Annotated in this window: 13 protein-coding genes; 11 read left to right on the top strand and 2 right to left on the bottom strand. The window is 73.6% G+C overall.

Going from position 1 to position 19,126, the window contains the following annotated elements; translation table 11 throughout:
- Window positions 1–333 precede the first annotated feature (333 nt).
- Both rnhB and ABT106_RS07145 read left to right on the top strand, forming a co-directional pair.
- Complete coding sequence (gene rnhB, locus ABT106_RS07150) at window positions 334–1,044, top strand: ribonuclease HII (RefSeq protein WP_351273509.1); 711 nt, start codon at window positions 334–336, stop codon at window positions 1,042–1,044.
- 8 nt (window positions 1,045–1,052) lie between these two features.
- Entirely contained in the window at window positions 1,053–1,751 is a 699-nt protein-coding gene (locus ABT106_RS07145) for a hypothetical protein (protein WP_351273506.1), read from the top strand.
- A gap of 172 nt (window positions 1,752–1,923) precedes the next feature.
- Here ABT106_RS07145 and ABT106_RS07140 read toward each other — a convergent pair whose 3' ends face one another.
- On the bottom strand, window positions 1,924–2,553 hold the full coding sequence (locus tag ABT106_RS07140) for a hypothetical protein (RefSeq protein WP_351273504.1): 630 nt from the start codon (window positions 2,551–2,553) through the stop codon (window positions 1,924–1,926).
- Between the two features lie 353 nt (window positions 2,554–2,906).
- Between ABT106_RS07140 and ABT106_RS07135 the strand changes: the two genes are divergently transcribed.
- The 8 genes from ABT106_RS07135 to ABT106_RS07100 all read left to right on the top strand — a co-directional run bounded on the left by ABT106_RS07135 (window position 2,907) and on the right by ABT106_RS07100 (window position 16,040).
- Window positions 2,907–5,066 (top strand): RecQ family ATP-dependent DNA helicase, encoded by a 2,160-nt coding sequence (locus ABT106_RS07135; RefSeq protein ID WP_351273501.1) that lies wholly within the window; start codon window positions 2,907–2,909, stop codon window positions 5,064–5,066.
- A 300-nt stretch (window positions 5,067–5,366) separates the two neighbouring features.
- Window positions 5,367–6,632 carry a DUF4192 domain-containing protein gene (locus ABT106_RS07130; RefSeq protein WP_351273499.1) on the top strand — a complete coding sequence of 422 codons (1,266 nt, stop codon included), beginning with the start codon at window positions 5,367–5,369 and terminating at the stop codon, window positions 6,630–6,632.
- 209 nt (window positions 6,633–6,841) lie between these two features.
- Entirely contained in the window at window positions 6,842–8,830 is a 1,989-nt protein-coding gene (locus tag ABT106_RS07125) for a glycogen debranching N-terminal domain-containing protein (protein WP_351273496.1), read from the top strand.
- 360 nt (window positions 8,831–9,190) lie between these two features.
- Window positions 9,191–9,937, top strand: coding sequence for an NUDIX hydrolase (locus ABT106_RS07120; protein WP_351273493.1), 747 nt, complete (start codon window positions 9,191–9,193; stop codon window positions 9,935–9,937).
- Between the two features lie 131 nt (window positions 9,938–10,068).
- The gene (locus tag ABT106_RS07115; protein WP_351273491.1) at window positions 10,069–11,886 is read left to right on the top strand and encodes an ATP-binding cassette domain-containing protein; all 1,818 of its coding nucleotides are present in this window, start codon (window positions 10,069–10,071) and stop codon (window positions 11,884–11,886) included.
- 137 nt (window positions 11,887–12,023) lie between these two features.
- Window positions 12,024–12,965, top strand: coding sequence for a FadR/GntR family transcriptional regulator (locus ABT106_RS07110; protein ID WP_351273489.1), 942 nt, complete (start codon window positions 12,024–12,026; stop codon window positions 12,963–12,965).
- Between the two features lie 464 nt (window positions 12,966–13,429).
- Window positions 13,430–15,007, top strand: a complete 1,578-nt coding sequence (locus ABT106_RS07105; RefSeq protein ID WP_351273486.1) for an RNA polymerase sigma factor — start codon at window positions 13,430–13,432, stop codon at window positions 15,005–15,007.
- Between the two features lie 97 nt (window positions 15,008–15,104).
- Complete coding sequence (locus ABT106_RS07100) at window positions 15,105–16,040, top strand: serine protease (RefSeq protein ID WP_351273483.1); 936 nt, start codon at window positions 15,105–15,107, stop codon at window positions 16,038–16,040.
- Window positions 16,041–16,301: 261 nt separating this feature from the next.
- Here the strand turns inward: ABT106_RS07100 and ABT106_RS07095 are convergent, their stop codons facing one another.
- Window positions 16,302–16,538: a DUF7455 domain-containing protein gene (locus ABT106_RS07095; RefSeq protein ID WP_351273481.1), complete on the bottom strand. Its 237-nt coding sequence runs from the start codon at window positions 16,536–16,538 to the stop codon at window positions 16,302–16,304.
- Window positions 16,539–16,985: 447 nt separating this feature from the next.
- Between ABT106_RS07095 and ABT106_RS07090 the strand changes: the two genes are divergently transcribed.
- Window positions 16,986–19,106, top strand: a complete 2,121-nt coding sequence (locus ABT106_RS07090; RefSeq protein ID WP_351273478.1) for a DNA gyrase/topoisomerase IV subunit B — start codon at window positions 16,986–16,988, stop codon at window positions 19,104–19,106.
- Window positions 19,107–19,126 lie beyond the last annotated feature (20 nt).

The raw sequence follows: 19,126 nt of genomic DNA, 5'->3' as shown, positions 1-19,126 counted from the left end.
CCTGGCACCGCGAGAGGTGCTTCACGAATGCGACCCAGCCGTGCCGAACGCCTTGACCGGGTCTCCCGGTCCGGGCCCGTACCGCCCCGGGCGGAGGTGGGTCGGGGCAGTCATCGAGCCCGTAATCACAGGGGATGACGCGAGACCGGACACGCCGCCTCCGCTCGTCGTGGACGTGGTTCCGGCGGCGTTGATCCGCTGAGAGGGGTGTGCGGGAGCGAAGGGCGGGAGGCGGATCCCGAAGGGACGGCCGGCCGTCGGCCCCGTGGGGCCGGGGCCTGCGCGGGGCCGGGGTGTGCAGGCGGCCCGGGGCGGCGTAACCTTGCTGGCGCCATGCCGTACGAAGCACCCACCCACACCGTCGAACGCTCCCTCCGTGCAACCACCGGCGCCAAGGTCATCGCCGGGGTCGACGAAGTCGGACGAGGGGCCTGGGCCGGTCCCGTCACCGTGTGTGCGGCGGTCACCGGTCTGCGCCGGCCGCCCGCCGGACTCACCGACTCCAAACTGCTCACCCCCAAACGACGCGAGGCGCTGCTCGACGTCCTGGAGGGCTGGGTCACCGCGCACGCCCTCGGCCATGCCTCCCCGGAGGAGATCGACGAGCTGGGCATGACCGCCGCCCTGCGGCTCGCCGCGGAGCGGGCGCTGGGGGCCCTGCCCGTGCGGCCCGACGCGGTGATCCTCGACGGCAAGCACGACTACCTCGGCCCGCCCTGGCGGGTCCGGACGGTGATCAAGGGCGACCAGTCCTGCGTCGCCGTCGCCGCCGCCTCGGTCATCGCCAAGGTCCGGCGCGACCGCATGATGGCCGAGATCGGCCAACAGGACGCCGGAATCGAGGGTTTCGCCTTTGCCGCCAACGCCGGGTATCCCTCGCCGGTGCACCGGGCGGCGCTGGAGGAGCAGGGTCCGACCCCCTACCACCGGCTCTCGTGGTCGTACCTCGACGCGCTGCCCCGGTGGCGCCACCTCAAGAAGGTGCGCCGCAGCGAGGAAGCGGTGGAACTGGAAAACGGAGGCCAGCTCGGCTTCGATTTCTGATCGCACCCATGTGCCACCGACCGGTACGTTTCGTACCGGTGTTTGATAGACATCAACTCCCGCCTCTCACCCCCGCCATCGAGGAGCCTCAGATTCACGAGAGTGCCCAGGGTCCCCGCGTCACGCCGGCCGCGAGCCGCACCGCGCAGACCCCCCGTCCCGTACCTGGTCCGCGTCCCGCCGCCGTACCGCGGCCCGGACGCCCCGGTCCCGTCCGGCCCGCACCGCCCGCGCAGCGTGCGCCGCAGGCCACCCCCGGACCCGTTTCCGCAGCCGCCCCCGCCCCGGCCTCCCCCGCGCCGTCCGTCTCGGCGGCGGTGCCGCAGGTCCAGCTGATCCCGGCCTCGGCCGAGGGCGCGCTGGACGCGGCCGAAGAGGCCGTCGACCTGCTGCTCGACACCGGGCGCGCGCCCGGCGACATCCTGGTGCTCACCACCGGCGACCCGCACCCGTGGGCCGCCCACGAGCTGTCCTTCGGCGAGGCCGCGTACTGGGCCCTCCACGCCGCGGGGGACGACGTGTTCTACGCGGACGCGGCGCAGGTCCGGCGAGCCGGCGGCCGGCCGGTCGTGGTCGTCGCCGCCAACGGCGGACCGGCCGACGCGCTCGCGGCCGTACTGCCGCTCGCGCGGGCCGGTGCCGGCGCGCTGCTGATCGTGTGCGGCGAGACGGAGCTGGTCAACTCGGTTCTGGGTGCGGGCGTCTGACGCACCGCAGCCGGATCGGGCACGGGCGGCGGGCGGGGCGGGCCACGGAGCCCGCCCCGCTGAAGCCCGGGGCCTGATCCGTCGTGCGCCCGGTTCCGCCGTGCCCGGTTCCGGACGCGTACGCCCGTCCGCGTACGCACCCGCGTACCGGGCCGGGCGGTGGTGGCGGGGGTCAGCGCGCGGCGGTCCGGCGCAGCACGTCGCTCGCGCCGCCCCCGGTGTGCAGGGCGAGCGGGGCGAACTCGGCCCTCGTGTCGCCGAGCCGCTCAGGCTTCGAGTCGGAGCTCGGCCGCCGTCCGCCCCGGCCCTCGCCGAGCACCTGCCAGCCGCCGCGCGTCAGGGTGATGTAGGCGCCACAGCGCAGCCCGTGCAGGGTGCAGGCGTCCCGCAGCCCCCACATCCAGGCGCCGTCCTCCTCGGTCCAGCGCTCGTCACCCTCGCGGCAGTAGAGCAGTACCGCGGTCCGGACCGGCGTCCGGCGCCGCAGGTCGTGCGGGAGGACCCGGCGCAACCGTGACAGCAGTGCGTTGCGGTACTCCCAGCCGTCGGCGGAGGGCGACCGCTGTACGAACGAGGCGCTCGCGACGAGCCGCTCCTCCGGGCCGAGGACGGCGATCACCGCGGTCGACGGCACGGGGCCGTGCCGGGAGTGGAGCCCGCTGACGATCTCCCGCGGATTGCGCAGCAGCGGAATGCCCGCCGCCGTCCACTCCGCGGGTTCCAGTCGCCGGCCGTGCCGGCTGGCGCCGCCGCTGAGCATGGCCAGGGACGTGGTCGAGGGCTGGGCGAATCCGAAGGTCACGGTCCTCCCTTCGGGTACACGCCCGCGAGCGGGCACGGCTGGAGTGTGGGCGCGCCGCGGCCGGGCCCGGGAGGGTGCCGGGAAACCGAGCGGGAACACTCCAATTCTCGCGTGGGCCCCGAGCATGCGGCAACGAGCAATTGCCGCCGCCGACCGGAATTCGCCGGTATGCCGTTCATATCCTTGCCCCACCGCGCCGAAGATGACGCATTCGGGCCCGGCGGGAGCGCCCGTACCAGCGGGAACCCCCGCGCCCCCGCCCGGGCGCTGGGGGGCCGGAGGGGCGCTCGTGAGCCCCGGGTCACGCTGGGTGAGTTGCGCGATTTTCCGTGCCATCGGGTTGCATGGGGGGCATGGACAACCTGGAGCTCCGTACTGAAGCCGACGCCATCCTCGCTGAGCTCGTCGGTGACCCCGGGGGCTCGGCGCGGCTGCGGGAGGACCAGTGGCAGGCGGTGGCGGCCCTGGTGGAGGACCGCCGACGGGCGCTCGTGGTGCAGCGCACCGGCTGGGGCAAGTCGGCGGTGTACTTCGTCGCCACCGCGCTGCTGCGCCGGCGCGGCTCCGGCCCGACGGTGATCATCTCGCCGCTGCTGGCACTGATGCGCAACCAGGTCGATTCGGCGGCCCGGGCGGGAATCCAGGCCCGCACCATCAACTCCGCCAACCCGGAGGAGTGGGAAACGATCTACGGGGAGGTCGAGCGCGGCGAGACGGACGTCCTCCTCGTCAGTCCGGAACGCCTCAATTCCGTCGACTTCCGTGAGCAGGTGCTGCCCAAGCTCGCGGCCACGACCGGCCTGCTGGTGGTCGACGAGGCGCACTGCATCTCCGACTGGGGCCACGACTTCCGCCCCGACTACCGCCGGCTGCGGGCGATGCTGGCCGAGCTCGCCCCGGGCGTGCCGGTGCTGGCCACGACCGCCACGGCCAACGCGCGCGTCACCGCGGACGTCGCCGAGCAACTGGGCACCGGCGCCGGCGAGGCCCTCGTCCTGCGCGGCCCCCTGGAGCGCGAGAGCCTGCGGCTCGGGGTGGTCCGGCTGCCGGACGCCGCGCACCGCCTGGCCTGGCTGGCCGAGCACCTCGACGAGCTGCAGGGCTCCGGGATCATCTACACGCTGACCGTCGCCGCCGCCGAGGAGGCCACCGCCTTCCTGCGGCAGCGCGGCTTCAACGTGGCCTCCTACACGGGGCGCACCGAGAACGCCGACCGGCTGCAGGCCGAGACCGACCTCCAGGAGAACCGGGTCAAGGCGCTGGTCGCCACGTCCGCGCTCGGCATGGGCTTCGACAAGCCCGACCTGGGCTTCGTGATCCACCTCGGCTCGCCGTCCTCACCGATCGCCTACTACCAGCAGGTCGGCCGCGCCGGCCGCGGCGTCGAGCACGCCGACGTGCTGCTGCTGCCGGGCAAGGAGGACGAGGCCATCTGGCGCTACTTCGCCGATACCGCCTTCCCGCCCGAGGCCCAGGTCCGCCAGACCCTGTCGGCCCTCGCCGACGCGGGCCGGCCGCTGTCCGTACCGGCGCTGGAAGCGGCCGTGGAACTGCGGCGCACCCGCCTGGAGACCATGCTGAAGGTCCTGGACGTGGACGGGGCCGTCAAGCGCGTGAAGGGCGGCTGGGCTTCCACCGGGTCTCCGTGGACCTACGACTCCGAGCGGTACGCCTGGGTCGCCCGCCAGCGGGCCGCCGAGCAGCAGGCCATGCGCGACTACGTTGCTACGACCGGATGCCGGATGGAGTTCCTGCGCCGCCAGCTGGACGACGAGGGAGCCACCGCGTGCGGCCGCTGTGACAACTGCGCGGGGGTCTGGGCCGATTCCTCGGTCTCGTCCGAGACACTGACGGGGGCGGCGAAGGAACTGGACCGTCCGGGAACGGAGATCGAGCCGCGCCGCATGTGGCCGACGGGCATGTCCGCGCTGGGCATCGAGCTCAAGGGGCGCATCCCGGCCAAGGAGCAGTGCTCGACCGGGCGCGCGCTCGGCCGGCTCTCGGACATCGGCTGGGGCAACCGGCTGCGCCCGCTCCTCGCGGAGAACGCCCCCGACGGGCCGGTGCCCGACGACGTCCTGCACGCGGCGGTGGCGGTCATCGCCGACTGGGCGCGGTCCCCGGGCGGCTGGGCGCCGAACGTCCCGGACGCCTCCGCCCGGCCGGTGGGCATCGTCGCCGTACCGTCCCTGACCCGCCCGCAGCTGGTCGGTTCCCTCGCCCAGGGCATCGCGACCGTCGGACGGCTCCCGTTCCTGGGCACCCTGACGTACACCGGGCCGGACGGCACGCACGTGGCGCGCCGCAGCAACTCCGCCCAGCGCCTCAGGGCGCTGTCCGGGGCCTTCGCCGTCTCCGAGGAGCTGGCCGCGGCCCTGGCCGCGTCGCCCGGTCCCGTCCTGCTCGTGGACGACTACACCGACTCGGGGTGGACCCTCGCCGTGGCCGCCCGCCTGCTGCGCCGGGCGGGCAGCGCACAGGTCCTCCCGCTGGTCCTCGCCGCCGCGGGCTGAGCGGCGCCCTCTCCCGGGGTGGGCTCCGGGGGTGGAGGGCCCCGGGCGTCAGTCCCGGTCTCGGCGCGGCCTCGGCGCGGCCTCAGCCCCGGCGTCGGGGCGGCGCCGGCGGAGGCACGCGGGCCGTGCATGTCCCCCTTTCGCGCAGCTCGTGGTCCGGCATGGTTCTGAAGGCGCTGTTCCGATGTAACCCGATGCGTCCGGCAGGGCGCCAGCGACGGCCTCGACCTGTGGATGTTGAAGAGGAAACAGTTATCCACAGGGGTTTTCGGATCGGGTCACACACGGGACCTTCGGGACATGACGAACAATCACGAATCACGCGTCCCGTCCGATCACCACTCCTCTGCCCCGGCCGACTCCGGCACCGACCCCCGGATCACCCTGCGCAGCCCGGCCGAACTGGCCGACGCCCTGCCCTACATGCTGGGTTTCCACCCGACCGACTCTCTCGTGATGGTCGCCGTCCACGGCGAGGGCGGCCGCTTCGGCGGCCGGCTCCGTGTCGGCATTCCCACCGCTCCCGCGGAGTGGGAGGAGACCGCCCGGCAGGCCGCCGACTGCCTGATCCGCGGCAGCGAGCGGCGCGGCGGCAAGCCCGACGGCGTCGTCGTCTTCCTCTGCCAGGAGCCGCGCGACGACGAGAGCGGCCAGCGGGTCATGACCCGGCTGCGACCGCTCGCCCAGCGCGTCCGCCTGGCCTGCGGAGCGCTGGACGTGCCGGTCCTGGAGGCCCTGTGTCTCTCCTCCGGGCGCCTCTGGTCCTACGTCTGTCCGGACGCCCGCTGCTGCCCCGTCGAGGGCAGCAGGCTCGCAGCGGTCGGCACCTCGGTGATGGCGGCCGCGGCCACCTTCGCCGGACTTCAGGTCAGGGGCTCTCTCGGTGAGATCGAAAGCCGGCTGGCGCCACTGCGCGGAGCTGTGGCGCAGGAGATGGAAGGAGCCCTGGACCGGGCGGCCGCAGCCCTGGTGCCGAAGATCCTCGACAGGGCGACCCGGGAGGAAGCGGGCGCCGAAACCCTCGCCCTGGCCAGGGCCGTCATCCGGCGCATCACCCTCACCCCGCCGGTCGAAGGGACCCGCGGCGCCGACGACCGGGACGACGCGCTGCTGGGCCACGACGAGGCGGCCGCGCTGATCCTCGGCCTCCAGGACCGCGAGATCCGGGACGTCGCGGCGGAGTGGATGGAGGACGAGGAGGCCGCCCCCGCCCTGCGGCTGTGGCGGGCGCTGGCCCGGCGCTGCGTCGGGGCCTACGGCGAGCACGCGGCCGCCCCGCTCACCCTCGCCGGCTGGGTCTCCTGGTCCACCGGGGACGAGCCGACCGCCCGGATCGCCCTGGGCATGGCACTGCGGGCGGACGCCGAGTACCGCTTCGCCCGACTGCTCCACCACGCTTGCAATGAAGGCATCGACCCGGAGGGCCTGAGGCAGTGCCTACGGGAGGAACGCCGCCGCCGTGAGCCACGGCGCGGTCGCCCGGCGGCCGGTACCCGTCCCCCGGGCCGCCGCGACCGCGCCACCGCCCGCCGCGCGTCCCGCCGTAACGCCGGGGCCGGGCAGTGAGCCCGCGACCCGGCCGACGGGACAGCCCCGAGTGCCGCCTGCGCGGGGTCCTCCGCGCGCCCCTGCGACGTCGCTCCCGACCCCGGCACGCGAGGCCGTCGCCCGGGCCCGTGACCCGCGCGGGGGTGGGGGCGTTCAGCTGGGGGGTGGTGGGGGCCCGGCCACGCCGCCGCCCAGCTGAACCGACCGGAGCGCAGACAAGGCGACACATGTCCCACCCCGCACCTCCCCGCCCGCCCGGTGTGCCCGCCGCCGGCAGGTCCGAGCTGCCGCCCGTGCACGACGCCGTCATCTGTGTCGCCGCGCCCTGCCTGGTCATCTCGCCCGAAAACGGCCAGCTGACCGGGCGGGGGATCGAGGGGATCTACCGCTCCGGCCGCCGGCTGCTGTCCCGCTGCGTCCTGCGCGTCGGAGGCCGGGAGCCCGTCGCCCTCCAGGGCCGCAGCCTCGGTGCCGACCGGGCCTCCTTCACCGCGACGGTGCGCACCGGGTCCGAACCCGGTCCCGATCCCGACATCGGCGTGGAACGGGTGCGCCACGCGGACGGCACCGAGCGGATCACGCTGCGCAGCTACACGGCCCGCCCGGTACGGATCCCCGTGGAGGTGCTGCTCGCCACCGACCTGGCCGACCTGGCCGCGGTGGCCGCCGGCCGGGCGGGGCCCGAGCTTCCCGCCGCGGTGCACGCCGCGGGCCTGCGCTGGAGCACCGGCGAGACCCAGGCCGTCACCGCCGCCGCACCGGCTCCGGACGACGCGCTCGCCTCGACGGGACTGCTGCGCTGGCAACTCGAACTGGGCCCGGGCGAGTCCCGCACCATCGAGCTGCGGACCACTCAGGAAGGGGTGCCGCGCGCGCGTGCCGGGCGGGTGGCGAACCCGCTGTCCGACGCCCGGGCCGAGGGGGACGATCCCAGGGCCGAGGCATGGTTCCGCACCAGCGTCGAGGATCTCGGCGCGCTGCTGCTGCGGGACCCCGAGGCGCCGGGCGACGCCTTCGCGGCGGCAGGCGTTCCGTGGCGGCTGGGGCTGGCGCCGGCGGAGTCGCTGTGGGCCGCGAGGATGGCGCTGCCGCTCGGCAGCGGACTCGCCGCCGCCACCCTGCGCGTCCTGGCCCGTGCCCAGGCCGGCGGGTCCGGGCCCGACGCCGGGAAGATCCCGGGGCCGCTGCGCGGGGCCGGCCCCCAGCTCCCGCCGGGATGCACCGGCACGGAGGCGACGCTGGCCTTCCCCGCGGTGCTCGCCGAGGCCCGGCTGTGGGGGATGCCCGAGGAGGAGGTCGGCCGGCTGCTCCCCACGGCGGAGCGGTGCCTCGGCTGGCTGCGCGGAGCGCTCGGGAAGGACGGCTTCCTGGCCGACCCCGACCCGGGACCGCGGCGCTGCGAGACGCAGGCCCACGCCCACCGGGCCGCCCTGCTCGGAGCCGATCTCCTCGCCGGGTGCGGGCGGCCCGGCGCCGAGGAGTGGCGGGAGTGGGCAGCCGAACTGCGGGAGAGGTTCCGCCTCCGCTTCTGGATCGACGGCCCTGACGGCGGCCGGCCCGCGGCGGCCCTCCACCCCGACGGCCGGCAACTGCCCCGGCTGACCGGGGCCGCCGCCCACCTGCTCGACACCGGACTGCTCGGCGGCGGCCGGTTCGCCCCCGGGCTCCTGGACCGGACCCGCACCGAACAGCTGGCCCGGCTGCTCGGAGCTCCCGGCATGGACTCCGGCTGGGGGCTGCGGAGCATGGCGGTCAGGGAGCCGGGACACAACCCGTTCGGCCACCGCTCGGGTGCCGTACGGGTCCACGAAAGCGCCGTCGCGGTGGCGGGGCTTGCCCAGGCCGGCTTCGAAAGTGAGGCCGCGGGCCTGCTCCGGGGCCTGCTCGACGCGGCGGAGAGCTTCGGGTACCGGCTGCCGGAGATGTTCGCGGCTGTGCAGAGAACCCTCGGCAGTGCCCCGCTCCCGCATCCGGCCGCCTGCCGCCCGGCAGCGGTGGCGGCCGCGGCCGGGATCCACGTACTGACCGCCCTGGCGGGCATCCGCCCCGACGCCCCCGCGGCGACGGTCGCCCTCGCTCCGCTGCCCGGCGCCCCCCTCGGGGCCCTGCGGCTCTCCGGCCTCCGGGTGGCGGGGGCCCCCTTCGCCGTCCGGGTCAGCCGGCTCGGACTCGGCATGGTGGAGGAGGCGGCCGATGCGCTCCAACTGGGCGGGTAGCAGCCGTCGTTCGGAACTCCTCCGCACCGCGGTGGTGCGTGGCGCGCAGGTTCGACGCGGTACCGGGACCGCCGGATCGCGTCGAGACCGCGGGCGCCCCTCCGGCGTGCGGGCGGACGCCCCGGACGTCGTTGGCCACGTCCTTCGCGCGGACGGCGCGGCGTCGGAGGCGCGCCCCGGTCGGAGCCTCGCCGGACGAGGTGATCCGGCCGGACGGCCGGGGGTCCGCGGGGTCGGTGCCGACACGGGCGACGGTTCGGAAGCCCGGCTCGGCCGTCGGCCGGACCGTGCTCTCCGGACAGGGGTCCTCAAGGTCACCAAAGCGCTGTTTATCGTCAGGCAGACGACTATGATCGCGGCATGTCGCCCTACGACCCGTCGGCCTTTCCGCCCTTTGCCGTCACCGTCGACCTGGTCGTGCTCACCGTGCGGCGCCACGCGCTCTGCGCGCTGGTCGTCCGGCGGGGTGAGCAGCCGTTCCAGGGCCGCTGGGCGCTGCCCGGAGGCTTCGTGCGGGGAGACGAGGACCTGGCCGGGGCCGCGGCCCGCGAACTCTCCGAGGAGACCGGGCTGTGCGCGCACGACCCCGCCGTTCCGGGCGTGGACAACGGGGCGCACCTCGAACAGCTGGCCACCTACGGCGACCCGAAGCGCGATCCGCGGATGCGTGTCGTCAGCGTGGCGCACCTGGTGCTGGCTCCCGACCTGCCGGCCCCCCGGGCCGGAGGCGACGCGAACGGCGCGCGCTGGGCCCCCGTCGACGAGCTCCTGGCCGCCGGCGACCAGTCCACCGCGGGACTCGCTTTCGACCACGCCCGGATCCTCGGCGACGGAGTGGAACGGGCCCGCTCGAAGATCGAGTACTCCTCCCTGGCCACCGCCTTCTGCCCGCCCGAGTTCACCGTGGGCGAGCTGCGCCGCGTCTACGAGGCGGTCTGGGGCGTGGCCCTCGATCCGCGGAACTTTCACCGCAAGGTCACCGGGACCCCCGGATTCCTGGTTCCGGCCGGAGGGACCACGACCCGTCAGGGTGGCCGCCCGGCCCAGCTGTTCAGGGCGGGCGGGGCCACCCTGCTCAATCCGCCGATGCTGCGCCCGGAGGTCTGACGCCCCGCCGCCCCTGACGGCGATATCGGCAGTCCATCGGACCGGTTGCGCAGAAAATCGGACATATCGCGTTATCTTGCTTGCGGTACCCACGTTGCCGCAGAGCGGTCTCACCCCCCGCGAGAGAAGCGATGCTCCAGGCCATCGGACTGACCAGCACATCCCGCCCCGCCGCCCCGCCCGTGGTGGACGACCTCACCTTCGAGGCCCGCCCCGGGACCGTGACGGCCCTGCTCGGCGAGCCGGGCTCGGGCAAGACCACCGCGCTGCGGCTCATGCTCGAACTCGAACCGGGCCGCGGGGTCACCTACTTCCGCGGCCGCCCCCTGCACCGGATCGCACACCCCGGCCGCGAGGTCGGCGTCCTGCTGGGCGATGTCCCCGGCAACCCCTCCAGGACCGTCCGCAACCAACTGCGGATGCTGTGCGCCGCCGCCGGGGTGCCGGCCTCCCGGGCCGACACCATGCTGGAGGTCGTCGGCATCGCCGGGCTGCGGGATCAGCGGCTCGGGTCGCTCTCCCTCGGCATGGAGCGCCGCGTCGCGCTCGCCTCGGCGCTGCTCGCGGACCCCTGCACCCTGCTCCTGGACGAGCCCGCCGCCGGACTCTCCCCCCGTGAACGCGGCTGGCTCCACGCCCTGTTGCGCGGACACGCCTCCCTCGGCGGGGCGGTGCTCTTCACCACCGACGACGCCAAGGAGGCCGCCCGCAGCGCCGACCGGGTGGTCAGCATCGAGGCCGGCCGCCTCGTCGCCGACCAGGACGCCGCCGAGTTCGCCCGGACCCGGCTCCGGCCCCGGGTGGCCGTCCGGACCCCGCACGCCGCCCGGCTGGCGGACGTACTGGGCCGCGAGGCCCGGGCCGCCCAGCGCGCGGTGGAGGTCGTCGAGGAGAGCGGCAGCCGCCTGTCGGTGTACGGGAGCAACTGTGCCGAGGTGGGCGAGGCGGCGTTCCGGCACGGTGTGCTGGTCCACCAGCTCGCGGACGAGACCGGCGCCGCGGGCGCGGCCGTCTCCCCGCTCCCGCACGCCCGTGCCGAAGCTGCGGCCGGAGCCGGAGCCGGAGCCGGAGCCGGGGCTGTGCAAGGCCGGGCGGCGGTTGCGCCGGCCGCCGGACCGGAACGGAGCCGACCCCGGCACTCCCGCGCCCGGCGGCCGGACTCGGCGGTGCGCCGCGTCGGCGGGCCGCTGCGGCCGCTGCGCTACGAGCTGCTCCGGGTCTTCGGCACGGCCACCCCCGTCCTGACCGCCGCCCTCGTCATCACCGCCTCCGTCCTGACCACCCTCGTGCTGGCCCGGGCCGGCCACACCCCGCAGAACCGGCTGCTCGCCGCCTGGCCGGAGCTGCTGCCGCTGCCGCCCGCCGCCCTCGGGGCGGGACTGCTGGGCGCACTGGCCTTCGGTGAGGAGTACCGCTACCCCGCGCTCGCCGCCGACCGCGGCACCGTGCCCCGGAGGATGGGACTGCTCACCACCAAGCTCGGCGTCGGCGCGGCCCTGGCCCTGCTGCTCGGCGCCGCGGCCGTGACGGCCGACGCCGCGGCGCTGGCCCTCGTGTTCGACAGCGGCCCGCTGCGCACGCCCGCGGAGTGGTTCTCCCCGGCGGTGAGTTGGGCCGGGCTGCTCATCGGCTGCTCCTGGGCCGGAGTCCTTGCCTCCGGCGTCTTCCGTTCCGCCACCGCAGGACTGGCCGCGGTCCTCGCCGTGCCGGTGATGGTGGTTCCGCTGGTGCGCCGGATCCTGGAGGGCCCGTCCGCGTACCCGGCGACCGGACTGGCGGCCCGGCTGCGCGGACTGACCTGGGGGCAGTGGCCCCCCGAGGTGGACCGCGTACTCCTCGGAGCCCTCCGGCTGATGGCCCAACCCGTGGGGACCGCACTGGTGTTGTCGCTGACGGTCCTGCTGTGCGCCTACGGATTCACCGGGTTGCGCAGCCGGATCCGCTGGTGATCGTTTCCGGTCCGGAGGGGGCGCCACCCGGACCGTCACGGCCCCTGCCGGAGGCAGCGGACCGCAACTCCCCGTAATGGGCCCGGTTCTTTCCGATAAGTCGTCAATTGCGTAGGTGGCACCGATCACCCTTTCGTGTGCTTTTCACCAAAGACCTCAAGGGTGACGGAGGCACGACCGACAAAGGATTCGTGAGTACCCTTGCGCACACCATGATGACCGCCGCCCGCCATGCCGACTCCGGCCTCGCCGGCCCGGGCGATCTCGACCGCTACCCCTACGCGGAGACCCCCGGGTCCGACCGTGCCGGAGCGCCCCACTGGGACGGTGCCGACGTCGAGTTGAGCCGCGTGGGCCGCCGCGCGGCAGGCAGCCGCGGCCGCGGACTGCACGGCCAACTCGTCCAGCAGCTCGGCCAGATGATCGTCTCCGGCGACCTCGGCGCGGACCGCCCGCTGGTCCCGGAGGAGATCGGCCAGCGATTCGAGGTCTCCCGGACGGTCGTCCGCGAATCCCTGCGGGTCCTGGAGGCCAAGGGCCTCGTCAGCGCCCGCCCCAACGTCGGCACCCGGGTCCGTCCGGTCGCCGACTGGAACCTGCTCGACCCCGACATCATCGAGTGGCGTGCCTTCGGACCCCAGCGCGACGAGCAGCGCCGCGAGCTGGGCGAGCTCCGCTGGACCATCGAACCGCTCGCCGCCCGCCTCGCCGCCGGCCACGGCCGCCCGGACATCCAGCAGCGGCTCGCCGACATGGTCGAGATCATGGGCCACGCCCTCGGTCAGGGCGATTCCATCACCTTCGCGCGCGCGGACAACGAGTTCCACGCGCTGCTCATCCAGGTCGCCGCGAACCGCATGCTGGAGCACCTCTCCAGCATCGTCTCCTCCGCGCTGCAGGTGTCCGGCAGCCCCATCACCGCCTGTGACCGTCCGAGCGAGACCTGCGTGGCGCACCACGCCCGGATGGTCGAGGCCCTCGCCGCCGGTGACGCGATCGGCGCGGAGAACGCCATGCGCCAGCTCCTGACGGTGCATCCGGAGGTCGAGCGCGTGGTGCCCGCCCCGCGCGAGCACTGACGGGCGAACGCGCGGGGGCGCGGGGGTGCACGACGTGTCGCCGGGCCCGGTCGGGTCCGGCGACACGGGCGTCCGGCCCCGTTCGGCCGAGGCCGTCGCGGCCCTGTCCGACCCCCACCGCCCCCGCGGGTCCCCGTCGGCCCCGCCGGGCGCGCGGGCCTGAGGCCGTGCGGCGACCGGGGCGTGGCCGTGCCGGAACCGGGGCGTATGACCGTATGACCGCGATGAGCGCATACGGGGTGTGACTCGGGCCACGAAGATTGGGCGTAACGCTCCGCGAGGTCACGCGATGACCTAAGAGGTGATGGCCGACGGAGGGAATGCAGCAGCCCTTGGGGGTGCTGCGAAGCTCCCCGGCCCCTGCCCGCGCCGCCGGCCCATCCCCAGTCGGTGGTCGTCGGCTCCGGTCCAGCACCACCAGGCCCGGGGTCGGAAGCCGTTTCCATCGTTCCGAGAGGTTGTTCGTGTCGGCCAGCACATCCCGTACGCTCCCGTCGGAGATCGCCGATTCCGAGTCTGTGATGGCGCTCATCGAGCGGGGCAAGGCCGAGGGGCAGATCGCCGGCGATGACGTGCGTCGGGCCTTCGAGGCTGACCAGATTCCTGCGACCCAGTGGAAGAATGTTCTGCGCAGCCTCAACCAGATCCTCGAGGAAGAGGGTGTGACGCTGATGGTCAGTGCCGCGGAGTCGCCCAAGCGCACCACCCGCAAGAGCGTCGCAGCGAAGACTCCGGCCAAGCGGACGGCGACCAGGACCGTCGCGGCGAAGACGACGGCGCCCCAGTCCTCCGCCACCGCGACGGCCGCGGTACCGGCGGCCGCCACGGAGGACCCGGACACCGCGGACGCGGTGGCGGAGGAGACCGGAACCGGCGCCGCCGCCAAGAAGACGGCGGCGAAGAAGACCACGGCCAAGAAGGCCGCACCCGCGAGGAAGACCGCCGCCAAGAAGACGGCGGCGAAGAAGACCGCCGCCAAGAAGGACTCCGACGACGGCGGGGAGTCCTCGGAAGAGGGGCCCGAGGCCGCCAAGGGCGAGTCCGACGAAGAGGAGGAGGGCGGGGAGAACAAGGGCTTCGTCATCTCCGACGACGAGGACGACGCCCCCGCCCAGCAGGTCGTGGTCGCCGGCGCGACGGCCGACCCGGTCAAGGACTACCTCAAGCAGATCGGCAAGGTGCCGCTCCTCAACGCCGAGCAGGAGGTGGAGCTCGCCAAGCGGATCGAGGCGGGCCTGTTCGCCGAGGACAAGCTGGCGAACTCCGACAAGCTGGCCCCCAAGCTCAAGCGCGAGCTGGAGATCATCGCCGAGGACGGCCGCCGCGCGAAGAACCACCTGCTGGAGGCCAACCTCCGCCTCGTGGTCTCCCTCGCCAAGCGCTACACCGGCCGCGGCATGCTCTTCCTGGACCTGATCCAGGAGGGCAACCTGGGTCTGATCCGCGCCGTGGAGAAGTTCGACTACACCAAGGGCTACAAGTTCTCCACGTACGCCACGTGGTGGATCCGGCAGGCGATCACCCGGGCCATGGCCGACCAGGCCCGCACCATCCGCATCCCGGTGCACATGGTCGAGGTCATCAACAAGCTCGCCCGCGTGCAGCGCCAGATGCTCCAGGACCTGGGCCGCGAGCCCACTCCGGAGGAGCTGGCCAAGGAACTCGACATGACCCCCGAGAAGGTCATCGAGGTCCAGAAGTACGGCCGCGAGCCCATCTCCCTGCACACGCCGCTCGGCGAGGACGGCGACAGCGAGTTCGGCGACCTGATCGAGGACTCCGAGGCGGTCGTCCCGGCCGACGCCGTGAGCTTCACACTCCTGCAGGAGCAGCTGCACTCCGTCCTGGACACCCTGAGCGAGCGCGAGGCCGGCGTGGTCTCCATGCGCTTCGGCCTCACCGACGGTCAGCCCAAGACCCTCGACGAGATCGGCAAGGTCTACGGGGTCACGCGCGAGCGGATCCGCCAGATCGAGTCCAAGACGATGTCGAAGCTGCGCCACCCCTCCCGTTCCCAGGTGCTGCGCGACTACCTGGACTGACCGGCGGGGACCGGTCGCGGGTGGCCGCGCGGGTGCGCACGGCCACCGGGCATCCCACTCTGGGTGGAGTCATGCACACTCGGAGTCAGGAGGCCTCATGCGTCGTCCCTTTGCCCGCGCTCTGGCGGGCGCGCTGACCCTGGCGGCGGGCGCGGCCGCGGCGCCGCTGGCCCAGGCACCGCAGGCGGCCGCCGACAGCGTGGTGATCGGCGGAAAGCCGGTGAAGGTCGCCGACAGCCCCTGGGTCGTGGCCCTCGCCAGCCGTGACCGGTTCGGGGGTACGCGGGGCGGGCAGTTCTGCGGGGGCGTCATCGTGGCCCCGGCGAAGGTGCTGACCGCGGCCCACTGCCTGGGCCGCGAGGTGCTGGGCGGCCCGGTCGAGTCCGTCGCGGACCTCCGGGTCGTCGCCGGGCGCACCGAGCTCCGGGCGGCCGACGGCCGCGAGATCGCGGTGCGCGGCGCCCGGGTGAACCCCGCCTACGATCCCGCCAGCAACGCCGGGGACCTCGCCGTACTGGACCTCGCCGAGGCGGTGCCGGCCCACCACGTGCTCCCGATGGCCGGAGCGGGACATCCCGCCTACGCGCCCGGCACCGAGGCGGCCGTGTACGGGTGGGGCGACACCAGCGGCTTCGGTGACTACGCGTACGCGCTGCGGGCGGCGCGGGTGACGGTACTGGCGGACGAGGTCTGCGGGCGGGCCTACCCGGGGGACGCCAACGGGCAGTACCGGGCGGAGTCCATGGTGTGCGCGGGGGACGGGCAGGGCGGCAAGGACGCCTGCCAGGGGGACAGCGGAGGCCCGCTGGTGGCCGGTGGGCGGCTCATCGGGCTGGTGTCGTGGGGGCGGGGCTGCGGGCGCGCGGACAGCCCGGGGGTGTACACGCGGATCGCCCCGCTGGCCGACTTCGTGACGGGCCCGGAGAGCCGCTCGCGGCGGTCCGGTGACCCCGAGGGCGCACGGGAGGCCGGGAGGGCCTCCGAGGGGGCTGTGGGGGCCGTGCGGGGGCAGGCGTCGGCGGGGGACGAGTAGCCGGACGCCGGACGTCCCCGGTCGGGCCTGCCGAGAGCCTGCCGGCCCTCGCGCACCCGCGGGTAATCCGGCGGGTGCGCACGGGCGCCCGCCGGCGCGAGCGGAGCGGGGGAACACGCCGATGAGGGGACGCGCCGTCAGGCGCGCCCCCTCATCGCTGCCGGGGCATGAGGACGGGCGCCACACCTGGGTCACAGGGGTGACGCCCGTCGACCGGCCTGGCCGGTCCTGGCTCGTCGGATGCGAGGTGCGGGCCTTGTGTCAGCGGTCCTCGGGTTCGGCGGCAGTCGCTGCCGGAGCGGACGTGAGCCGCTCGGTCTCATCCTGTATTTCCGCGGCGATCTTCTTGAGTTCCGGCTCGAACTTGCGACCGTGGTGGGCGCAGAAGAGCAGTTCACCGCCGCTCAGCAGGACGACGCGCAGATATGCCTGGGCGCCGCAACGGTCGCATCGGTCAGCGGCCGTCAGCGGGGTCGCGGGTGTCAGAACAGTAGTCACGTCGCCTCTTCTCTAGCTCGACGAGCTGTCGTACCAGGGTCAACATCCAACCAGGCCGAAAACGTTCCCGCTCGCGGCTTTTCCTCGAAACTTCCTTCCGAAGCTGGCCGGCTGTTGCCGGTTGGCGGCGAAGGAGCCGTATTGCGTTGCTTTACGGTTTCGCGTTGTCAGTCGTTGGCTTCTTGCAGTTCCATCCTCCCCGGCGTGAGTGCCAGGTTGTTCATGAGGACGTGCCCGAACACTAAATGGTTCATGCCTGGAAGGGAACGTGATGTTTGCTTCACCCTCTCGGGGGATCGAACATCCGTGCGGATCTGCACTAGGCTGAGCGCCGCGCGAGGGTGGCGTTACATCGGCTCTACCAGGCGTCGGTACCCTTCGACCGGCAAGCAAGCCACCCCTGCGCCCGACCGGGCCAGAAAAGAAATTCAGCGAGGAGCGAACTGCGTGACCGCCGACACGTCCGTGCCTTCCAGCGCGCTGCTGTCCGGAGCAGACCGGGACGGTTCCAACTACACCGCGCGGCACCTGCTCGTCCTCGAAGGGCTGGAGGCCGTCCGCAAGCGCCCCGGCATGTATATCGGGTCCACCGACAGCCGGGGCCTCATGCACTGCCTGTGGGAGATCATCGACAATTCCGTCGACGAGGCCCTGGGCGGCTACTGCGACCACATCGAGGTCATCCTCCACGAGGACGCCTCCGTGGAGGTCCGGGACAACGGCCGCGGCATCCCCGTGGACGTCGAGCCCAAGACGGGCCTGTCCGGCATCGAGGTCGTCATGACCAAGCTGCACGCCGGCGGCAAGTTCGGAGGCGGCTCGTACGCGGCCTCCGGCGGCCTGCACGGCGTCGGCGCCTCCGTGGTCAACGCCCTCTCCGCCCGCCTGGACGTCGAGGTCGACCGCAACAGCGCGACGCACGCCATCAGCTTCCGCCGCGGCGTCCCCGGAATGTTCACCGAGCAGGGACCCGACAGCCCCTTCGACCCCGCCAACGGCCTGCGCAAGGCCAAGCGGGTCCCCAAGGGCCGTACCGGAACCCGGGTCCGCTACTGGGCCGACCGGCAGATCTTCCTCAAGGACGCCCGGCTCAACCTGGAGACGCTCTACCAGCGCGCCCGCCAGACCGCCTTCCTCGTCCCGGGCCTGACCCTGGTCGTGCGCGACGAGCGGGGCCTCGAGGGCTCCGGCAAGACGGAGGAGACCTTCCGCTTCGACGGGGGGATCAGCGAGTTCTGCGAGTACCTCGCCCAGGACAAGGCCGTCTGCGACGTGCTGCGCCTCACCGGCACCGGAACCTTCAAGGAGACCGTGCCGGTCCTGGACGACCGCGGCCACATGACCCCCACCGAGGTCACCCGCGAGCTCGGGGTGGACATCGCCCTGCGCTGGGGCACCGGGTACGAGACCAACGTCAAGTCCTTCGTGAACATCATCGCCACCCCCAAGGGCGGCACCCACATGTCCGGCTTCGAGCGTTCGGTCGCCAAGACCGTGAACGAGGTGCTGCGCTCCGCGAAGCTGCTGCGCGTGGCCGAGGACGACGTGGTCAAGGACGACGCGATGGAGGGCATGACGGCCGTCGTCACCGTCCGTCTCGCCGAGCCGCAGTTCGAGGGCCAGACCAAGGAGGTCCTCGGCACCTCCGCGGCCGCCCGGATCGTCGCCGCCGTGGTGGCCAAGGAACTCAAGGGCTTCCTGACCTCCACCAAGCGCGACGACAAGCAGCAGGCCCGCTCCGTGATGGAGAAGATCGTCGCGGCCGCGCGCACCCGGATCGCGGCCCGCCAGCACAAGGAGGCCCAGCGCCGCAAGACCGCGCTGGAGTCCTCGTCGCTCCCCGCCAAGCTGGCCGACTGCCGCAGCGACGACGTGGAGCGCAGCGAGCTCTTCATCGTCGAGGGCGACTCCGCCCTGGGCACCGCCAAACTCGCGCGGAACTCCGAGTTCCAGGCCCTCCTGCCCATCCGCGGCAAGATCCTCAACGTCCAGAAGTCGTCGGTCTCGGACATGCTCAAGAACACCGAGTGCGGGGCGATCATCCAGGTCATAGGAGCCGGCTCGGGCCGGACCTTCGACATCGACGCCGCCCGCTACGGCAAGATCGTCCTGCTCGTCGACGCCGACGTCGACGGCGCGCACATCCGCTGCCTGCTGCTCACGCTCTTCCAGCGCTACATGCGGCCGATGGTCCAGGCGGGCCGGGTCTTCGCGGCCGTGCCGCCGCTGCACCGGATCGAGCTGGTCCAGCCGAAGAAGGGCCAGGACAAGTACGTCTACACGTACTCGGACAACGAGCTGCGCCAGACCCTGCTGGAGTACCAGCGCAAGAACATCCGCTACAAGGACTCGATCCAGCGCTACAAGGGCCTCGGCGAGATGGACGCGGACCAGCTGGCGGAGACCACCATGGACCCCCGCTTCCGCACCCTGCGCAGGATCAACATCGGTGACCTGGACGGGGCCGAGCAGGTCTTCGACCTGCTCATGGGCAACGAGGTGGCCCCGCGCAAGGAGTTCATCACCAGCTCCGCGGCGACGCTGGACCGCTCGCGCATCGACGCCTGACCGGGCGCCGGGCGCCGGAC

It is taken from the genome of Streptomyces sp. NPDC002044, assembly GCF_040296725.1.
GTDB lineage: Bacteria > Actinomycetota > Actinomycetes > Streptomycetales > Streptomycetaceae > Streptomyces > Streptomyces antarcticus.
Note: the sequence above shows the minus strand (reverse complement) of the source record. Positions and strands in the feature narration are given on the sequence as shown.

What these genes read in the sequence shown, in the direction of transcription:
- ABT106_RS07135 (WP_351273501.1), top strand. Translation starts at nt 2,907, where the DNA reads ATGGACAACCTGGAGCTCCGTACTGAAGCCGACGCCATCCTCGCTGAG.
- ABT106_RS07120 (WP_351273493.1), top strand. Translation starts at nt 9,191, where the DNA reads ATGTCGCCCTACGACCCGTCGGCCTTTCCGCCCTTTGCCGTCACCGTC.
- ABT106_RS07130 (WP_351273499.1), top strand. Translation starts at nt 5,367, where the DNA reads ATGACGAACAATCACGAATCACGCGTCCCGTCCGATCACCACTCCTCT.
- ABT106_RS07125 (WP_351273496.1), top strand. Translation starts at nt 6,842, where the DNA reads ATGTCCCACCCCGCACCTCCCCGCCCGCCCGGTGTGCCCGCCGCCGGC.
- ABT106_RS07115 (WP_351273491.1), top strand. Translation starts at nt 10,069, where the DNA reads ATGCTCCAGGCCATCGGACTGACCAGCACATCCCGCCCCGCCGCCCCG.
- rnhB (WP_351273509.1), top strand. Translation starts at nt 334, where the DNA reads ATGCCGTACGAAGCACCCACCCACACCGTCGAACGCTCCCTCCGTGCA.
- ABT106_RS07100 (WP_351273483.1), top strand. Translation starts at nt 15,105, where the DNA reads ATGCGTCGTCCCTTTGCCCGCGCTCTGGCGGGCGCGCTGACCCTGGCG.
- ABT106_RS07145 (WP_351273506.1), top strand. Translation starts at nt 1,053, where the DNA reads ATGTGCCACCGACCGGTACGTTTCGTACCGGTGTTTGATAGACATCAA.